14 protein-coding genes are annotated in these 17,434 nt (G+C 41.4%); 7 read left to right on the top strand and 7 right to left on the bottom strand.

Features of this window, described 5'->3' with window-relative positions:
- Positions 1-150 precede the first annotated feature (150 nt).
- Positions 151-1,305, bottom strand: a complete 1,155-nt coding sequence (locus tag B4F91_RS07500) for a PQQ-dependent sugar dehydrogenase (protein WP_286939246.1) — start codon at positions 1,303-1,305, stop codon at positions 151-153.
- A gap of 346 nt (positions 1,306-1,651) precedes the next feature.
- Between B4F91_RS07500 and B4F91_RS07495 the strand changes: the two genes are divergently transcribed.
- The 3 genes from B4F91_RS07495 to B4F91_RS07485 all read left to right on the top strand — a co-directional run bounded on the left by B4F91_RS07495 (position 1,652) and on the right by B4F91_RS07485 (position 4,938).
- A complete protein-coding gene (locus B4F91_RS07495; protein ID WP_286939248.1) occupies positions 1,652-2,695 on the top strand; it encodes a flavin reductase family protein in 1,044 nt (347 codons plus the stop codon).
- Entirely contained in the window at positions 2,692-3,744 is a 1,053-nt protein-coding gene (locus B4F91_RS07490) for a fatty acid desaturase family protein (RefSeq protein ID WP_286939244.1), read from the top strand. Before B4F91_RS07495 ends, B4F91_RS07490 begins: the two co-directional genes overlap by 4 nt.
- Positions 3,745-3,894: 150 nt before the next feature.
- Complete coding sequence (locus B4F91_RS07485; RefSeq protein ID WP_083901793.1) at positions 3,895-4,938, top strand: branched-chain amino acid aminotransferase; 1,044 nt, start codon at positions 3,895-3,897, stop codon at positions 4,936-4,938.
- A gap of 80 nt (positions 4,939-5,018) precedes the next feature.
- Here the strand turns inward: B4F91_RS07485 and B4F91_RS07480 are convergent, their stop codons facing one another.
- The 3 genes from B4F91_RS07480 to B4F91_RS07470 all read right to left on the bottom strand — a co-directional run bounded on the left by B4F91_RS07480 (position 5,019) and on the right by B4F91_RS07470 (position 9,851).
- On the bottom strand, positions 5,019-7,586 hold the full coding sequence (locus tag B4F91_RS07480; protein ID WP_286936933.1) for a TonB-dependent receptor plug domain-containing protein: 2,568 nt from the start codon (positions 7,584-7,586) through the stop codon (positions 5,019-5,021).
- A 444-nt stretch (positions 7,587-8,030) separates the two neighbouring features.
- Positions 8,031-8,342 (bottom strand): Mpo1-like protein, encoded by a 312-nt coding sequence (locus B4F91_RS07475; protein ID WP_024033431.1) that lies wholly within the window; start codon positions 8,340-8,342, stop codon positions 8,031-8,033.
- A 216-nt stretch (positions 8,343-8,558) separates the two neighbouring features.
- Positions 8,559-9,851, bottom strand: a complete 1,293-nt coding sequence (locus B4F91_RS07470) for an anti-phage deoxyguanosine triphosphatase (protein WP_286936936.1) — start codon at positions 9,849-9,851, stop codon at positions 8,559-8,561.
- A 265-nt stretch (positions 9,852-10,116) separates the two neighbouring features.
- Between B4F91_RS07470 and B4F91_RS07465 the strand changes: the two genes are divergently transcribed.
- Both B4F91_RS07465 and B4F91_RS07460 read left to right on the top strand, forming a co-directional pair.
- Positions 10,117-10,926 (top strand): glucosaminidase domain-containing protein, encoded by an 810-nt coding sequence (locus B4F91_RS07465; RefSeq protein ID WP_286936938.1) that lies wholly within the window; start codon positions 10,117-10,119, stop codon positions 10,924-10,926.
- Entirely contained in the window at positions 10,919-11,584 is a 666-nt protein-coding gene (locus tag B4F91_RS07460) for a DUF2987 domain-containing protein (protein WP_029772708.1), read from the top strand. The genes B4F91_RS07465 and B4F91_RS07460 overlap by 8 nt, the downstream gene beginning before the upstream one ends.
- Before the next feature lie 52 nt (positions 11,585-11,636).
- On the opposite strand, the gene B4F91_RS07455 is transcribed toward B4F91_RS07460, so the two are convergent.
- The 3 genes from B4F91_RS07455 to B4F91_RS07445 form a co-directional block, all read right to left on the bottom strand.
- Positions 11,637-12,641: a LacI family DNA-binding transcriptional regulator gene (locus B4F91_RS07455; RefSeq protein WP_024033435.1), complete on the bottom strand. Its 1,005-nt coding sequence runs from the start codon at positions 12,639-12,641 to the stop codon at positions 11,637-11,639.
- Positions 12,642-12,705: 64 nt separating this feature from the next.
- Positions 12,706-14,034 carry a glycoside-pentoside-hexuronide (GPH):cation symporter gene (locus B4F91_RS07450; protein ID WP_054982646.1) on the bottom strand — a complete coding sequence of 443 codons (1,329 nt, stop codon included), beginning with the start codon at positions 14,032-14,034 and terminating at the stop codon, positions 12,706-12,708.
- Between the two features lie 60 nt (positions 14,035-14,094).
- Positions 14,095-15,426, bottom strand: coding sequence for a GH1 family beta-glucosidase (locus B4F91_RS07445; protein ID WP_126007389.1), 1,332 nt, complete (start codon positions 15,424-15,426; stop codon positions 14,095-14,097).
- Between the two features lie 258 nt (positions 15,427-15,684).
- Here B4F91_RS07445 and B4F91_RS07440 point away from each other — a divergent pair, with 258 nt between their 5' ends.
- Together B4F91_RS07440 and B4F91_RS07435 are read left to right on the top strand one after the other, a co-directional pair.
- Positions 15,685-16,959: a sugar MFS transporter gene (locus B4F91_RS07440; protein ID WP_286937619.1), complete on the top strand. Its 1,275-nt coding sequence runs from the start codon at positions 15,685-15,687 to the stop codon at positions 16,957-16,959.
- Positions 16,959-17,434 (top strand): glycoside hydrolase family 3 N-terminal domain-containing protein (locus B4F91_RS07435; protein ID WP_288635515.1); only part of this gene is annotated, 476 nt, incomplete at its 3' end. The genes B4F91_RS07440 and B4F91_RS07435, both read left to right, overlap by 1 nt.

Genomic DNA, 17,434 nt, shown 5'->3' with positions numbered 1-17,434 from the left:
TGCTGCAAATTCAACCATCAAAGATCAACACGCCCTAGCATTACCATACGCTACAAAGAGCTAAATAGTTCTTTTAGCTGAAGGGCGTTTACCTTGTTATATAAAAACAAGGAAAACGCATTATTTGCTATGCTGCGGTTACTAACGGTTTTATTGCTCAGGCTCAAGGCGTTTAATTCCTTGTCCGTCAATGCCTAAGTAAATATAGCCATCACTGCCTTGTGCTAAGCTGCGGACGCGGCCTATTCCTTCTAAAATTTTATATTGCTTTGAAACACCTTTGTTAGATATTTCCAGTGCACTTAAAAACGAAAATTTCATAGACGATAGCAAAAGTTTGCCTTTTAATTGCGGGTACTTATCGCTGCTAACCAATAACATGTCAGAAGGGGCAATGGAGGGGGTCCAATGCAGTACGGGCGATTGCATGCCGTCTTTTTCTTGTATGTCGGTAAACGACGTACCGCTATAATTAACACCATAACTAACCACCGGCCAGCCATAATTAGCGCCCGCTTTAATTATGTTCAGCTCATCGCCGCCACGTGGGCCGTGCTCATGAGACCATAACGTTTGTGTTGTTTTATCAAACCACATGCCTTGCGGGTTGCGGTGTCCGTATGACCAAATAGCGGGTTTAGTGCTTTTTTGATTTACAAACGGGTTATCTTTAGGAATGCGGCCATCAGCGTGTAAGCGATAAATTTTACCGCCATCACGGGTTAAGTCTTGCGGGTTTTTATCGCGCGAGCCGCGATCGCCAATCGAAAAGTAAACATACCCTTGGTTATCAAACACAATACGGCTTCCGTAGTGCTGGCCTTTTGTGCTGTTATGCTCACCTTTGTATAGTAATTGTGTGTTTAAAAGCTCAGTGCGATCGTCACTAAGCTTGGCGCGCATTAGGGCTGTATTACTGCCACTTTTAGCGCCTTGGGTACTTGAGTAAGTTATGTAAAGCCATTGGCTATCGTCTGGTCCGCTATGTAGGGCTAAATCTAGTAAACCGCCTTGCCCATTAGCATCAATTTGTGGCAAACCCGAGAGCTTAGTTAAGTTAGCTGAGTTTTTAGGCAGTAAATAAAGTGTGCCGCTTCGCTCGGTTATAAGTAAATCACCGTTACTTAACGGCTCAATAGCCCAGGGGATAGTTACCCCTTTAGCCATACTGACGGCCTTTACATTGAGCGGTAACACATCAAGGGTTTTGTAATCTACAGCTGCCACTGGCGTTGAAACGAGTACAGCTATAAACGCCGTTGATAATGTTTTAGCAATCGTTTTCGTAGGTATAAACGCAGTCATATCCCTGTCCAATAAATAAGCAAGTAATACCTACATTAGCATGCTGCTGCAGATTTTGCTAAATGTAGCGCTTTAATAAAAACTATATATATTTCAATCATAAAGAGTTTACCCGCAGTGTTGTATGGCTGGTTTTAATATTTTAAACAGCTATTTATTACACCTTAATTGAGGCTTTAGTACAGCACTTTAAATTAGTGAGCTGCGTAAAAACTGTGCTAAAAAACTGAATATTTACTCTAATACTATTGAAATTAATTTTTTTGGGCGTACACTTGTGCGCTGAAGTTTGAGCGTACACATGTAAGTTCAAATTCAATATTTAATATCCAAGAGATTAATAGTGATGATTACTAAAGTATTAGACCAATTTTCGAAGTGGTTTTTACACCATCAAAGCTTTGCAGGCTACATTGAGCCCATAATGCAAATGGTTAAGCCTGCGTGGCGTGCTGGTCTTTATAGAGCAAAAATAGAAGAGCTGACGCAGCACAATGGTGATTTTTTAAGTATTACCTTAAAGCCTACTCAGCACTGGCAGGCACACAATGCTGGCCAACATATTAGTTTAACGGTAGAAATAAACGGGCGTTTATTAACTCGTGTTTTTACGGTTGCCTCAAGCCCTGAGCAATTTAAAACTACGGGCTTGGTGCGTTTATTAATTAAAGCTAATGAGCAAGGGCGTTTTACAAGCCTTTTAAGCAGTGCTTTACGAGTCGGTGAGTGGTGCAATATTTCAGCGCCTAGTGGCGACTTTGTTTATAAAAACACCCAAAACAATGCAACGTTTATAGCGGGCGGCTCGGGTATTACACCTATGCTTGCCATGATTAGTGAGCATTTAAAACATACCACACAAAAAGTATCGCTGATTTATTATGCCAAAGCCGCAGCGCACCAATGTGTAGACGAGCTAAGCGCATTAGCAAACCAGTTTTCGCATTTTTCTTTTTTACTGCTCACACGCGAGCAATCAGATGATATTACTCGCCATGTAAATGTATGGGAAAACCCAGACATATACTGCTGTGGGCCTGCAAACTTTATGAAAACGGTGTGTGACTTTGCTAAAAAACACCATTTAAATTACTACCAAGAGGCATTTGGTTTAACGCTGTCAAGCCAAAATGACGACAGTCTGTTTAACGTACAGATTAATAGCAGCGCTCATATCGTAAATGCTAATAACGCATTGTTAGCACAGTTTGAAGCAAAACAATTACCGGTTAAACGCGGGTGTGGCATTGGTATTTGCCACCAGTGCCAGTGCATTAAAAAGTCAGGCGTGGTGCGTAATTTAAAAACTGGTGAGCTAAGTGATAACGGCGAGCAGTTAATTCAACTGTGTGTAAGTCAACCTGTTAGCGACTTGGAGTTACAGCTATGAAAAACATAAACTTTGATCAGTTAGCCCACGATTTAGATAGCATAAAAATGGATACGCTAGGCAAAGTAGGGCAACAAGATGCAAACTACATTCGCTCGGTCGTTAAAAAGCAGCGGCTATGTGAGTGGAGTGGCCGTATTTTACTTATGCTGGGCTTTATTCAGCCACTTTTATGGGTTGCGGGTGTACTGTTATTAGCGCTGGCAAAAATTTTAGACAACATGGAAATTGGCCACAATGTTATGCACGGCCAATACGATTGGATGAACGACAAGCAGCTTAACTCGCAACACTACGAATGGGATATTGCTTGCGATGGGCAAAGTTGGCATCGCGTTCATAACTTTGAGCACCACACCTACACTAATATTATTGGTAAAGACCGCGACTTTGGTTATGGTTTATTGCGTTTAAGCAATGATTTTAAATGGCGCTTAAAAAATGTGTGGCAGTTTATTACATATATAAATTTAAGTGTGCTGTTTCAGTGGGGTGTGTCGTATCACGAACTGGCAGCGGAACGTGTGTTTATAGGTAAAAAGAAAGAAAACCGCGAAGGGGGTGTATCGCATTCTACCCTAAAACAGCGCTTTTTTAGTAAAGGTGCGCGCCAATTAATAAAAGATTATGTGATATTTCCTTTATTGGCAGGCCCTTTGTTTTTATGGGTATTAGCAGGCAACTTACTGGCAAATTTAATCCGTAATTTATGGACCTCAACCATTATTTTTTGTGGCCACTTTACCGAGGACACCGAAACCTTTAAACAAGAAGACTGCGTAAACGAAACGCAAGGGCAGTGGTACTATCGCCAAGTTTTAGGCTCATCAAATATTAAAGGCCCGCATTGGTTTCATGTTTTAACTGGGCACTTAAGTTGCCAAATTGAGCATCACTTATTTCCTGATATGCCGTCCTCTCGCTATCAAGAAGTGGCCCCGCAAGTGCAAGCCGTTATGCAAAAGCACGGTATTGATTATCATACAGGTGGTTTTTTTAAACAGTATAGCTCGGTATTAAAACGTATTATTAGGTACTCGTTTAAATAAATAATGTGCCTTTAAAAAGCCGATTAATGAAGATGCATTAATCGGCTTTTTTGTATGTGCTTAACAATATGGCTAATTTATAAACAGCAGTTGCAAAAAATTCTTTTTGATAATTAAAAAAGCCTCAGTTTTGCTATGGTTAAATGATGCATGAATGTCATACAATGGAGAAAAATAGACCACACAAGAGAGATTAAAATGGCCGCATTCGGTACCGTGTTTATGCCGCAGATGATTCAAGCTCGTTTTTCTGATAACCAATGGAGCGAAAGCTCAATCGTCCCTTCCGATAAACTTGAACTTCATGCGGGCGCGCACGTCCTTCATTATTCAAGCACGTGTTTTGAAGGCTTAAAAGCTTTTCGCCACGAAGATGGCTCTATTTATATTTTTAGAATAGATGCAAACATTGCGCGTATGCAGCAAAGCTCTGCGTTATTAAGCTTACCAAGCTTTGACGGTCAAATGCTAAAAGACATGATTATCGAGATTGTTAAAGAGTATGCTGATGAAACGCCATTGCCACCGGGCTCTATGTACATTCGCCCAACTCACATAGGAACAGAAGCTGCCATTGGTAAAGCGGCTGCACCGTCAATGAGCTCGTTGTTATATACACTTTTATCGCCAGTTGGCGATTACTTTACCGGCGGCGCTACTGCGCTGCGTGTATTACTTGAAGAAGATGGCATGCGCTGTGCCCCGCACATGGGCATGGTAAAAAGTGGCGGTAACTACGCCAGTGCACTTGCACCAATTAGCGCAGCACGCGAAAAATACCAAGCCGATCAAATCTTGTTTTGCCCTGGCGGCGACGTACAAGAAACAGGTGCTGCTAACTTTATTCTTATTGATGGTAACGAAATTATTACCAAAGCGCTTGATAGCACGTTTTTACATGGCGTAACCCGTAATAGCATTTTAACCATTGCAAAAGATTTAGGTATGACGGTAAGCGAGCGTAACTTTAGTGTTACCGAGCTTTTAGAGCGCGCTGCAAAGCCAGGTACAGAAGCTGCACTTTCAGGTACTGCTGCGGTATTAACGCCAGTAGGCACGTTTATTCATAACGATAAAGAATACAAAGTAGGCAGTGGCGAGCCAGGCCCAACAACAGCGCGATTACGCCAAGCATTGAACGATATTCAATGGGGTAAAAGTGAAGACAAACACGGCTGGTTAACTAAAATCTAATTGATTTGAGCAGTTCGCAGTAAAAAGCCACCGACTAGGTGGCTTTTGTGTTTTTGAGTACATTTTGAAATGTTTAGCGCTTAAAACTTCATTTCTATTTTGCCGTACACGTAACGGCCATTAAATCCGTAGGGCGAAAAGCTCGAATAAGCAAACAAGCGAGAAAAAGTAGAGACTTCTTCTACATTTTCGCGGGTAGGATCTGGGTATACATCAAAAATGTTATTGGCACCTAAACTAAGCGTTAGGTTATCGGTAGCGGCATAGGCTACATCTAAATCAGTGATCCACTTAGGCTTTAATACCTCGTTTAGCTCAGGCGTTGATGAAGGGTCTTGGGTTTCACCATAACGCGTAGTTCTTAGTGTGGTACGCAGCGCATCATGGGTCCATGTAGCACTTAAATTGTATTTATTGCGCGGGGTGCTTACTTCAAAGCGGCGCAGCTCTGTACCTGAGAACAAGTTGTCTTGATCAAACCCAGCGCCTTGCAGCTCAGAGGGCGGGTCAATAATATCAGTGACTTCATTTTTGCCGTAGTTATACCCTAAGTTAAAGGCAATATCGCCATAGCCATCGGTGATTAAGTTGTACGAGGCAACCACATCAACACCCCGCGTTTTACTATCTATAGCGTTTAAGAAAAAGCGGCCTTGGTTAGCGCCTGTGCCTGCTAGCAACTCTTCTATTGCTGCCCCCGATAAATTGTTAGATAAAACAATACGGTCATCAATTAGTATTTGATAGTAATCAACCGATAAGCTGAAATTAAAGTCGGTAGACCAAGTAAAGCCAACCCCGTAGTTAGTGGCTTCTTCGGCATCAAGGCCCGGTGATCCAAGCGCTTTGGCTACATCGCTGCTTGGTGCAAAGGTGCCGGTTTCGGTCGGAACGCTATCAACAAATACGGTAGCAACCGAAGTAAAATATTGCTGTTGTAATGAAGGCGCTCTAAACCCTGTTGAGGCTGAAGCGCGTATGGCTAAATCTTCGGTTAACGAATAGCGCGTTGCAATTTTGCCGTTAAGTGTATCGCCAAAATCTGAGTAATCCTCATAACGGGCTGCCACAGCAATATTCCAATCATCTGTCAGGTAGGTTTCTAAGTCTATGTAAAAGCTTACATTGTGGCGGCTGTTGTCACCTTCTGATTCAGGTGTAAAGCCTGGAAATACCTGCGCACCTGCTGCACCAAATGGGCCATCTTCGCCTGTGACTACGCCGCCTGGGCCAAATGAGCCTTGTGCGTATGAGGCTTCTTCGCCAGCTTCTATTTGATAGCCTTCTGTACGGTACTCAGCCCCAATGGCAACACTTACTGCGCTTTCTAAAAAGCTGACATCCACTTCGCGGCTTAAATCAACATTTAAAGTAAGTTGATCGTATGTCAGCGTACCGGCATCAAAGCGTGTTTGGCTAGTGGGGCCGTATGACGTATTTAAACTATTGGTTACACCAAATTCGAACGCATCTTCACCATACACAGCCGATACATCGTAGTTCCAATCACTTATAAAGCCTTTAACACCTAACGCGAGTGAGTAGTCGTTTATATCTGAGGTGATCACAGGTAAAAATCCGTCGGGGTATATTTCTTCTATATTACGGCTATCGCTTGCGCGTCTATAAAAACCAGCGCCTTCACCTTCACGTTTAGAGTAAGAGCCAAATGAATATAAATCGATATCGTTTGTTAATTGATAACCTGCATTATAAAAAACCGATAGGTCTTCTACATCCCCATTACCAAAGTTATGGTTATAACGGTTAACTGTAAACTCGCGGGGGTCAAGCGAGCCATCTTCTAATCGGTCGTAGTTTTCGCGTTGATCGTAATCGGCACGGTTAGTTGAGTGGCGGTCGCGGTATTCAGTCGAAATGTTTAAAAAGCCATTATCACCAAGCTCTAAACCAATATTACCTTGCAAAGTAAGCGTTTGCCCATCGGTTAAAGAGCGATCGCCGCCTTCGGTAAATGCTAGGTTGCCATCGCTACCCTCAGATACCGATTCAAGCTGAGGTACACCATCCATCTCGGTGACATTTGCCCCATAAATAGCCGCAAGGGAGCCGCCGCTGCTTGCGCTTTTAAGTACAATATTAATCACACCCGCTATTGCATCAGAGCCGTATTGCGCCGCAGCGCCATCGCGTAAAACTTCAATGCGTTCAATAGCATTAGCAGGTATTGCATTTAAATCTACAGAAGATGAGCCACGCCCCGTTGAACCATTTAAATTAAGTAGTGCGCTACTATGACGACGCTTTCCATTAACCAGCACTAAGGTATGATCGGGTGCTAAACCACGTAGTTGTGCAGGGCGTACATGGTCGCTGCCATCGGTAAGCGATGCCTGTGGAAAGTTAAAACTTGGTAACAAATTGCTCAGTAGCGCGTTTGTTTCAGTAAGGCCTGAACTGGTAAGCGCCTCAGCGCCAATAATATCAATAGGTACGGCGCTGTCTTCAACTGTGCGCCCTAAACGGCGTGAGCCAATAACGCTAATTTGCTCTATATCTTCTTGTGCTTGAGGTGTTTGCTGTGCCGCGTGTGCACTAAACGCACCAAATAGCGAAAGCGATGCACCCACAGCCACTGCTGTACTCACTTTTAAGTTATTTAACCTAAACGGTAGGCTTTTATTCATGTTGTTAATCCTCATCTGATCACCCATTGATTTAAAGTTTTTGTTTTTATAGCTGCTACTTTTTAGTGGAGCTGCTTTGAGAACATAAACCGCATTAACAAAATGAGTCAATTGAATAACATTCAATTAAAATTAAAGGGTATATAGTTACAAGGTTTAATTAATAAAACTAAATGAGGTAAAAGCTAGAAATAGGCTAGGATTTGTAAGTAACTGATGGGGCTTAAAATAATTGTCAACCATGAGGTTTACTTTTGATTAACAGGTAAGAGCAGTGTGCACGCCTTTAATAATGGCTATTGCTAAGCCTTTTTTAAATTAAGTGTATAACCCACCTTTTATATGTTAAATAAATTAACATATAAAAGGTGGGTTATTTAAGCTGAAATTTGTATAGCGTTTAAAAAGGTTGCCAGTGATTTTTATAATAAAATAATATAAAAATTAAAATTTTATTTTACCGATAAGTATATCTTTAAACATGACCCAATCTCCCCATAAGCTATAAAGGGGGTGCTTAAATGTAGCGGGGCGGTTTTTTTCAAAAAAGAAATGCCCAATCCAAGCAAATCCGTAGCCAATAACCGGTAATAACCACAGCAAGCTATATTGCTGCTTGATCAATGCAATAAAGATGACTGCAAGTACTAGCGTGCTGCCAATAAAGTGAAGCCTTCTGCAGGTTACATTGCGGTGCTCTTTTAAGTAATACGGGTAAAACGCTTTAAAGGAGTTAAAAGTGTGTGGTGTGTTCATAGTCAATGCTCTTATTTTTATAGTTTATTAAATATACAAGGGCCTGCTAAATTTTGCAGGAAAAATTTTTGCAAACAAGAGGTTATTTAACTGCGGCGCAAGGTTTGTAACCTAGTGGGCTCGATAACGCCTCCTGCGCACGCCTATTTATTTGCAATAACCCCTTACACAGGCTCTTCCTTTAACCAAACGCTTAGCAAGATGTGCTCGTGGCTTTTATTGTACTGGTGAGAATAAACGCTGATAGGTTTTATAGGCGTACTCATCGCTCATGCCGCTTAGGTAGTCGCATATTATGCGCATGCCTTGGTTTTGTTTTTCAGCGTCTAGATAAAGTGCTTGCGTTGTTTCGGGTAATAAACGCAGAGGGTCACTGGCAAAAGCGGTAAATAATTCAATCAGTAAGTTTTGACCTTTAAACTCTATTTGCTGCATTTCGGGGTCGCGTATTAAGCGATTAAATACAAAATGCTTAAGTATTTGCAAAACACGCTCGTACTGTGGGTCTAGCTTTGCAGTGTACTTTAAAATAGGGCACTCAAAATCACCATGCTGAACATCTAAATGAATATGAATAATAAACATATTTACCAGCTCGCCAATGGCATCTTTACGCTCAAAATCGTTTTTTGAAAACAAGCGTTGGGTAAGCGAGTCTAATTTAGTGTTTAACCAATCGTAATTAAGCGCGTTTAAGTGGGGTAATGCATGTGTTTGCCAATCATCTAGTGTGAGCACTTTAGTGGCTATGGCATCTTCTAGGTCGTGCACTGCATATGCTATATCATCGGCATGTTCCATTATGGCGCTATCTAACGATTTATAACGGGTTTTTGCACGGTACTGATCTATTGGTGTATGGCTAGTTAATAGGGCTTTGTCGTTGTCGCTTAAAGGGGCAATGATCCATTCAAATATTTGTGCATCGTCTTTGTATAAGCCTTTAGCGGGGCGCCAATCATCTGCTTTTATAAATGAGCGTGTATTATTTACCTTCGGAATGGTGTGCCATAAATCGTCTATAAATGCGGGGTATTTAATAAAGCCAAGCAACGTGCGGCGCGTTAGGTTCATGCCGTGGCCGTTAGAGTAAGGCTCAAGTTTAGCGACTATACGCAATGTTTGTGCGTTGCCTTCAAATCCACCGTGCTCACGCATCATATAATTTAAGGCAATTTCGCCGCCATGGCCAAACGGCGGATGGCCTATATCGTGGGCTAAACATAAGGTTTCTAATAAACCGGTAGAGGGGAAGTGTTCAAAATCGCTGTGCTGTGCTTTTAAATGCCGCAATATGCCGGTACCAATTTGCGATACCTCCAAAGAATGCGTTAAGCGTGTGCGATAAAAGTCGTTTAAGCCTATCCCCATAATTTGGGTTTTTGCTTGTAAGCGCCTAAAAGCTGCAGCATGAATTATACGAGAGCGGTCTACCTGCCAGGGGGAGCGATTATCGTTAGGGCGATTTTTATACTGTTCTATTATTCGGCTTTGCCATTGCTTATCCATACTGCTTACTCACAAAACATTGTTATACACGGTATAAGCTCAGTATACCCATGCCCTAATAAATTGCGAATGAACAAGTACATAACCTGAGCTGGTGGATAATATATTTATCGCAAGCAGCCACTTTAGCATTTTTTAGCAAAGCGTGGCCCTTAAAGGGTTACACACAGAGTGTTATTCGCGTTTATATAGTGGCTTAGGTATAATGGGGTTTCGTGTGTGTGTGTATTACCCATGCATAATTGTTGTTTGAAAGAGAGACTACATGCTAAAAACCATTTTAAAGCTGTTACTAAGCGTATTTTTTTTATGGGCGCTTGCATATCCGTTTATGCAAAGTAATGAGCAAGAGGTTGAAGAACAAACCACAGGTGAACAACCTAAAAAAGTAAAGAAAAAAGAAAAACCCCTGCACAATGTTACTTTACCTAAATTTTCTGAATTTGCTGATGTAAAAGAGAAAAAACAGGCATTTTTTGATTTTATTCGCCCACATGTTGAGGCTGAAAATAAAAAAATATTACAGCAACGCGCTAAGTTAGAAATTGCGCGTATGATGCTTGAATACAACGAACCGCTCGAGAAAAAACAACAGCGCGACATCGTTAATATTTTAAAAGCCTATGGCTTACCTGAAACAGTAAACACCCTAATTTTAAGCCAAGCGCTGCGCCGTGTTGATATTATTCCTAAAGAGCTTGCGCTAATGCAAGCGGCGAATGAGTCGGCGTGGGGTACATCGCGCTTTGCACGCATAGGGCTTAACTTTTTTGGCCAATGGTGCTATTCAAAAGGCTGCGGTATGGTGCCAAGACGCCGCAATACCGGAGCGGCGCACGAAGTTGCTGCATTTAAGTCGGTACGCGCAGCAGTAAGCTCGTATTTTAGAAATATTAACACACATAATGCCTACAAAGATTTACGCCTGATACGCGAAGATTTACGACAGCAGCAAAAGCCCATTGCGGCAACGGCACTAACGCATGGTTTAATGTCTTACTCAGAGCGCGGCGAGGCCTACATAGAAGAGCTAAACACCATGATTAACCAAAACAGAGCTTATTTTGATGAATAAAAAACGACTCATAAATATTAACGCCATACTCATTTTATTAAGTTTGGCGGTAAGTACCGTCAATGCTAAAGAGTTTGTTATGTCGTACGATGGCTTTTACGACAGATTAAAAGTGGTTAACAAGGGCGACTTTCAGTATGCACGGGTTAACTTTTACATTAGCGATATTGCCACAAACGAGGCATGTGCTATTAAAAGCGGCACAATTTTAACTGAAAATAACGAATACCCGCTTAATTTTACCGATAAAGCACAGTTACTTTTACCGTTTGATAAGCAGCTCGATACGGATAAAGCCGTTATTGTTGTAGAGCCACAAAACCCTGATCACGATTGTCAGTTAAAATTGCAAATTGAGGCCAGCGAATTTGAAGGACTTAGTTTAACGAAGGATTCGTTGTACACAATTAATAACGAGTTAGATGAACTTTTAACAGATTTATCAGGCTTTTTTGTTAGTAAACTTATGTGGTTTTTATTGCCTGAGCAAAAAGGCGTTGCTGTAACGTTTAAAGAGCCTGTGACCTTTAATAACCCACATATACAGTGCGAAAAATCAATCTGCTACTTTGCAGTACAGGATAACTGGGAAGATGACGTAAATCTGCTTGGTGATATAGAAAACGTAGTTAAAGTAACCCCCTGGATAGCAAAATAAGTTGCAGGGTTTAATAAAAACGGCGCTTAATATAGCGCCGTTTTTTTATGCGTTATTTTGGCAGTGTTTGGGTTGAATCACGTTTTATAAGGGTGGGTTCAAACACGCGGTTTATGTGTAAGTTTTTATACTGATACACATCTTGTAGCACCATTTTTGCAGCCATTTCACCCATTTCTTCTACTGGGTTATCTATGGTGGTAAGTGTAGGGTAAAGATAATTGGCAAATATAACGTTATCAAAGCCAATCACCGACAAATCGTTTGGTAAATTAAAGCCATGCTCACGGGCGTATTTCATAGCACCTGATGCCATTTCATCGTTGGCACACACTAAAGCACTAAATGGAATACGCGTGTTGAGTAGTTTTTCAAGGCCTTTGCTGCCGCCAATTTCGTTAAAATCACCTTCGTAAAACAGCGCCTCATTAAAGGGAATGTTTTTTTCGTGCAGCGCTTTTTTATGGCCTTTTAAACGGTTTCTGGCATCGGCTTTAACTTGCGGCCCCGCAATATAAGCTATATTTGTGTGGCCTTGTTCAACAATAGATTTACTGGCTAAGTAGCCGCCGAGTTCGTTATCTAGGCTAATGCAGTTACTTTCAAGTGAATGTACGTATCGGTTAATAAGGTAAATAGGGGTTTTACCTTTACTTAGCTCAATTAGGTAGTCATCACTGACTGATTCTACATGTAAAATTAGCGCATCGCATTTGCGGCTAATTAAAAATTCAATGCCGTCTTTTTCTTTATCGTCTTCACTGTGACCGGTGGTAATAATAACGTGCTTACCCGCGGCGCGCAGGGCTGACTCTATGCCTGCCATCATTTGAGCAAAGAAAGGACCATGAAGCTCTGAGACCAAAATACCCACGCTGTTGGTTCTGTTTGAGGCAAGCGATTGCGCAATAGAATTGGGCTTATAGCCCAGCTGCTGCATTGCATCGAGTACTTTTTTAGTGGTTTTTTCACTTACGCGGGTGTTTTTATTCATTACCCGTGACACTGTAGCTAACGATACGCCAGCAAGCTCCGACACTTCATAAATTGTGGCCATGTTATTGTTAACTCACTTATATCCTTTATTTTTGGCGGGCAAATAATACCGTACCCACCAAATGTTAACTAGCACTAGTTTTTAGCGATGCCTGTATAGAGGCTAACTGTGCGTTATTGAGCGTGTATTTACGCATAATAAAAGCAACAAACAAAGAGCCAAACGCCGGTATAATAGTAAACGATAATAAAATACCCTGTTGCGTATCAAGGCTCTGCATTGTTTGCGCTTGGTAATTATAAAAAGACAGCAGCCAGCCTGCAATTGCACCGCCTAACGCCACACCCATTTTTATAAAAAATATAACGCCCGAATACACAAGGCCAGTAATTCTTACCCCAGTTTTGTGGTGCCCGTAGTCTATGGTGTCGGCCATTTTTGCCCACAGTAGTGGGGTGGCCATATCTAAAAAAAACTTCCACAAAATAAAGGCGGCAAATGCCAAGGTAATATTATCAGGGGAGATAAAATAGCTCGCAATACATATGCCCGCAGCGATTAACTGCAAACTAATATAGGCTTTTATTTTACAAAATCGCTTAGCCAACGGCTGAGCACACGCACACCCAACCATACTGGCAACCACTCCTAGGGTCATAAAGGAGGTAATTAAATCTTCTTGCCCTAAATAGTATTTAACGTAATAAACACCTAAGGTTAAACGTAATACTTGGCCAGTGAGTAAAAATAGCGCGGCAGCGCACAGGACTCGCCATTGATCGTTTTTAATCAAGGTTTTTAAACTTTTAAACAACGACAGGTTTTGCTCAGGCGGTTGCTCTACGCGCTCTTTGGTACCAAAAAAACACAGTAAAAATAACACTAAGCCAAGCAAGCTCATTGCCGTCATGGTGTATTGGTAGCCTTTGGCATTATCGCCTTGGCCAAAGTATTCAACCATTGGCATTGTACAGCCCGCAACAATAACGCCGCCTAACATACCAAACACAAAACGATACGATTGCACGCTAACACGCTCTTTTACATCGTTTGTGAGCACGCCACCTAATGCGCAATAAGGAATATTTATGGCGGTATACGCCACCATAAGCAAGGTGTAGGTAGTAAAGGCGTAAATAATTTTATCAGTGCCTTCAAGCTCTGGCGTGGTAAAAGCTAAAATACTAATAAGCGCAAAGGGCAGGGCAAGCCACAATAAATAGGGCCTAAAATGGCCAAAGCGCGACTGGGTTTTATCGGCTAAGTTGCCCATAACTGGATCGGTGATGGCATCAAACAACCTAACCACTAAAAACATGGTGCCTACCACCGCTGGAGAAAGCCCTACTACATCTGTGTAGTAAAGCATTAAAAACATCATAACTGTTTGAAAAATAATATTACTTGCCGTATCGCCAAGGCCATAGGCTATTTTTTCTTTTACACTTATCATGATGTTAGGTTCTCGCTTTTTGATTTTTATTTATGCGATTAGTCGAATAGCTTGTATTGGCTATTTACGGCTTTGTATCAAGCTTTTATAAGCTTGGCCACTGGCTTTTATAGTACGTTGCTGAGTTTTATAATCAACGTAAACAATGCCAAAGCGTTTTAAATAGCCCTCAGCCCATTCAAAATTATCCATTAAGCTCCACGCAAAGTAACCAATAATATTAACCCCTTGCGCTGTAGCATCGTGCACAGCATTTAAGTGGCTATGATAATAGTTTAGGCGATCTACATCGTTTACCTCGCCATTTTTAATGGTGTCGGGCATAGCTGCGCCGTTCTCGGTTATATAAATAGGCGGTAAGGTGTAGGTGTTATTAAGCGTTACAAGTAAATCGGTAAACGACTGCGGGTAAATTTCCCAGCCCATGTCGGTTAAAGGCCCTTGTGGTGCAAGTGGCTCGTATATATCGCTAGGGTGCGCTTTGTATACTTGGCGCGTATAAAAGTTAATGCCCAAGTAATCAATAGATTGTGAAATTATGTCCATATCGCCAGGGTGGATTTCAGGCTGCTGATTGCTAGGAAGCTGTTTTATAATTTCTGGGTATTGGCCATCCATTATTGGTTTCATATACCATTGATTTAAATAATCATCGGCGTAGCGAGCTGCGTTTATATCCTCTGCTGACTGCGTTAATGGGTAGCAAGGTGTAAAATTAAGCACAATACCATTTTGAGTATTAGGCGAGGTTTGCTTTAACACATCCATTGCCAAACCATGAGCAAGCAATAAATGGTGCGCTGCTTTTTTACCGTACTCTTTGCCCACTAAACCTGGGGCATGTATGCCTACTTCGTAGCCTAAAAAGGCACTGCAAAAAGGCTCATTTAGGGTCGCGTACGAAAATACCCGCTCGCCAAATGCTTGACTAATAAGCTTTACATACCGAGCAAATTCATAAGCTGTATCGCGGTTTAACCAGCCGCCTTTGTCTTCTAAATGTTGAGGTAAATCCCAGTGATATAGCGTTACAAACGCTTTAATGTTGCGCTTATTAAGCTCATCAAGAATATTAGTATAAAACTTTACGCCCTCAGGGTTTAGCTCACCCGATAAGGTAATAACGCGCGGCCAAGAGATAGAAAGTCGATACGCATCTACGCCAAGCGAGTCTATTAATTCAATATCATTTTGCCACTGGTTGTAATGATCGCAGGCAACATGCCCATTTGAGCTGTCGGCTATTTTGTTGGGTGTATCGCAAAAGGTATCCCATATACAGGGCAGGCGATGCTCATACCCGCCTTCAATTTGAAATGATGCCGTAGCCACACCATAAACAAAGTTTTTTGTTAATAGAGGTGAATGAGATGGTAACGATAATTTTGTCATTAGTAACAAACCTTTTTAAACCTTAAATGCATAAATAGCCACTGTATTTACTGCGATGAAGCGTAAGGGCGCGTTTATAAAAAAATAAAACTTGTTGAAATATGTTACATGTTCGTATTTAATTACACGTGAAAGCGCTTACATTTTTAGATTAGTGTTAATTGATACGAAGGTCAACTCTTTAATGTTGCTGGGTTACACGGCAATTTTTAATAACGACTTTTGCATTAATTTATAATAATAAATTGCGGAGAGCCCATGGCCAGTTCAGCACCACTGACGACACACACACAGTTGCAAAACTTCCAAGATAAAAACTATGGTTTTGCATTAACTTCTTTAACTACTTTATTTTTTATGTGGGGATTCATTACCTGCTTAAACGATATTTTAATCCCGCATTTAAAAGCGGTGTTTAACCTAACTTATGTTCAGGCAATGCTGGTTCAGTTTTGTTTTTTTGGGGCTTATTTTTTAATGTCACTGCCAAGTGGCTATATAGTTAAAAAATTAGGGTATAAAAAAGGCATTGTAGTGGGGTTACTTATAGCAGCATGTGGTTGTGTGCTTTTTTACCCAGCCGCGGCACTACACAATTACCCGGTATTTTTGTTTGCTTTATTTGTTCTGGCAAGCGGTATTACCTTGTTGCAGGTTTCTGCAAACCCTTATGTAAGTTTATTGGGCGCCCCTAAAACAGCGTCTTCTCGCCTTACCTTAACGCAAGCATTTAATGCGCTAGGCACGACGGTTGCCCCTACATTTGGTGCATTTTTGATTCTTGACTCTGCCTCTGAAGCGTTTTTAACACCGGCACAAAATGCAGAATCGGTACAACTTCCTTATTTACTATTAGCAGGCATGCTTATTTTACTAGCCGGTATTTTTGCATGGCTAAAATTGCCAGACATAATGAATGAGCAAAAAGAAGCCGCTGAAAAGTCAGAGACAATTGAAGGTAGTGCATGGCAATACCGCCACCTAACACTCGGTGCTGTGGGTATATTTATGTATGTAGGTGCAGAGGTTGCGATTGGCAGTTTTTTAGTTAGCTTTTTAGCACAAGAAAATATTGCTGGATTAAAAGAGCATGTTGCCGCTCACTACATCACATATTATTTTGGTGGAGCTATGGTGGGGCGTTTTATTGGTGCAGCGGTAATGCAAAAATTACCCGCAGGTAAGGTACTGGGCTTTAACGCAAGTATGGCTATTATTTTGGTGGTTATTGCCATGAGCACGTCGGGTCAATTAGCAATGTGGTCAATACTACTGGTTGGTTTATTCAATTCTATTATGTTCCCAACTATTTTTAGTTTAGCGTTAAATGGCCTGGGTAAGCATACCGCGCAGGGTTCTGGTATTTTGTGCTTGGCGATTGTAGGGGGTGCAATAGTGCCACTTTTACAAGGTGCACTTGCTGATAGTGTGGGTGTTCAACTTTCGTATGTTTTACCTATTTTTTGTTACTTATTTATCGCGTTTTATGGTTTAAGCGGAAGCAAACCAGTTCAAGCTCAGGAGACTCTATAATGAAAACCCCTTTTTCACTTAATAAAATAGCACGTGCCTCATTAATTGCATCAGTAGGCATTTTAGCGGCTTGTTCAAATGACGCGACAACCACTCCTGAAGCTAATAATGCGTTGTCTAAAACAGAGAAAATTTGGCCAAAACTTAATATTGCCGTAAAACAAGACCCAGAAATTGAAGCTAAAATAGCCGATTATTTAAAAACGATGACACTTGAGCAAAAAGTAGCTCAAATGATTCAACCAGAAATTCGTGACATTACCGTTGAAGACATGCGCAAATATGGCTTTGGCTCATACCTAAATGGGGGCGGTGCGTTTCCTAACGGTGATAAACACGCAACACCAATGGACTGGGTAAAATTGGCTGAAGATTTTTATCAGGCGTCGGTAGATGATTCTATCGATGGCAGTAAAATACCCACAATGTGGGGCACCGATGCTGTGCATGGTCACAATAATGTAATTGGCGCGAC

This window comes from Pseudoalteromonas sp. UBA6610 (genome assembly GCF_002433295.1).
GTDB lineage: Bacteria > Pseudomonadota > Gammaproteobacteria > Enterobacterales > Alteromonadaceae > Pseudoalteromonas > Pseudoalteromonas atlantica.
This window is presented reverse-complemented; position numbering and strand designations above follow the sequence as displayed.

Bases quoted from the DNA above. Each gene is read 5' to 3' on its own strand.
- B4F91_RS07500 (WP_286939246.1), bottom strand. From the start codon at position 1,305: ATGACTGCGTTTATACCTACGAAAACGATTGCTAAAACATTATCAACG.
- B4F91_RS07495 (WP_286939248.1), top strand. From the start codon at position 1,652: ATGATTACTAAAGTATTAGACCAATTTTCGAAGTGGTTTTTACACCAT.
- B4F91_RS07490 (WP_286939244.1), top strand. From the start codon at position 2,692: ATGAAAAACATAAACTTTGATCAGTTAGCCCACGATTTAGATAGCATA.
- B4F91_RS07485 (WP_083901793.1), top strand. From the start codon at position 3,895: ATGAATGTCATACAATGGAGAAAAATAGACCACACAAGAGAGATTAAA.
- B4F91_RS07480 (WP_286936933.1), bottom strand. From the start codon at position 7,586: ATGAATAAAAGCCTACCGTTTAGGTTAAATAACTTAAAAGTGAGTACA.
- B4F91_RS07475 (WP_024033431.1), bottom strand. From the start codon at position 8,342: ATGAACACACCACACACTTTTAACTCCTTTAAAGCGTTTTACCCGTAT.
- B4F91_RS07470 (WP_286936936.1), bottom strand. From the start codon at position 9,851: ATGGATAAGCAATGGCAAAGCCGAATAATAGAACAGTATAAAAATCGC.
- B4F91_RS07465 (WP_286936938.1), top strand. From the start codon at position 10,117: ATGCTAAAAACCATTTTAAAGCTGTTACTAAGCGTATTTTTTTTATGG.
- B4F91_RS07460 (WP_029772708.1), top strand. From the start codon at position 10,919: ATGAATAAAAAACGACTCATAAATATTAACGCCATACTCATTTTATTA.
- B4F91_RS07455 (WP_024033435.1), bottom strand. From the start codon at position 12,641: ATGGCCACAATTTATGAAGTGTCGGAGCTTGCTGGCGTATCGTTAGCT.
- B4F91_RS07450 (WP_054982646.1), bottom strand. From the start codon at position 14,034: ATGATAAGTGTAAAAGAAAAAATAGCCTATGGCCTTGGCGATACGGCA.
- B4F91_RS07445 (WP_126007389.1), bottom strand. From the start codon at position 15,426: ATGACAAAATTATCGTTACCATCTCATTCACCTCTATTAACAAAAAAC.
- B4F91_RS07440 (WP_286937619.1), top strand. From the start codon at position 15,685: ATGGCCAGTTCAGCACCACTGACGACACACACACAGTTGCAAAACTTC.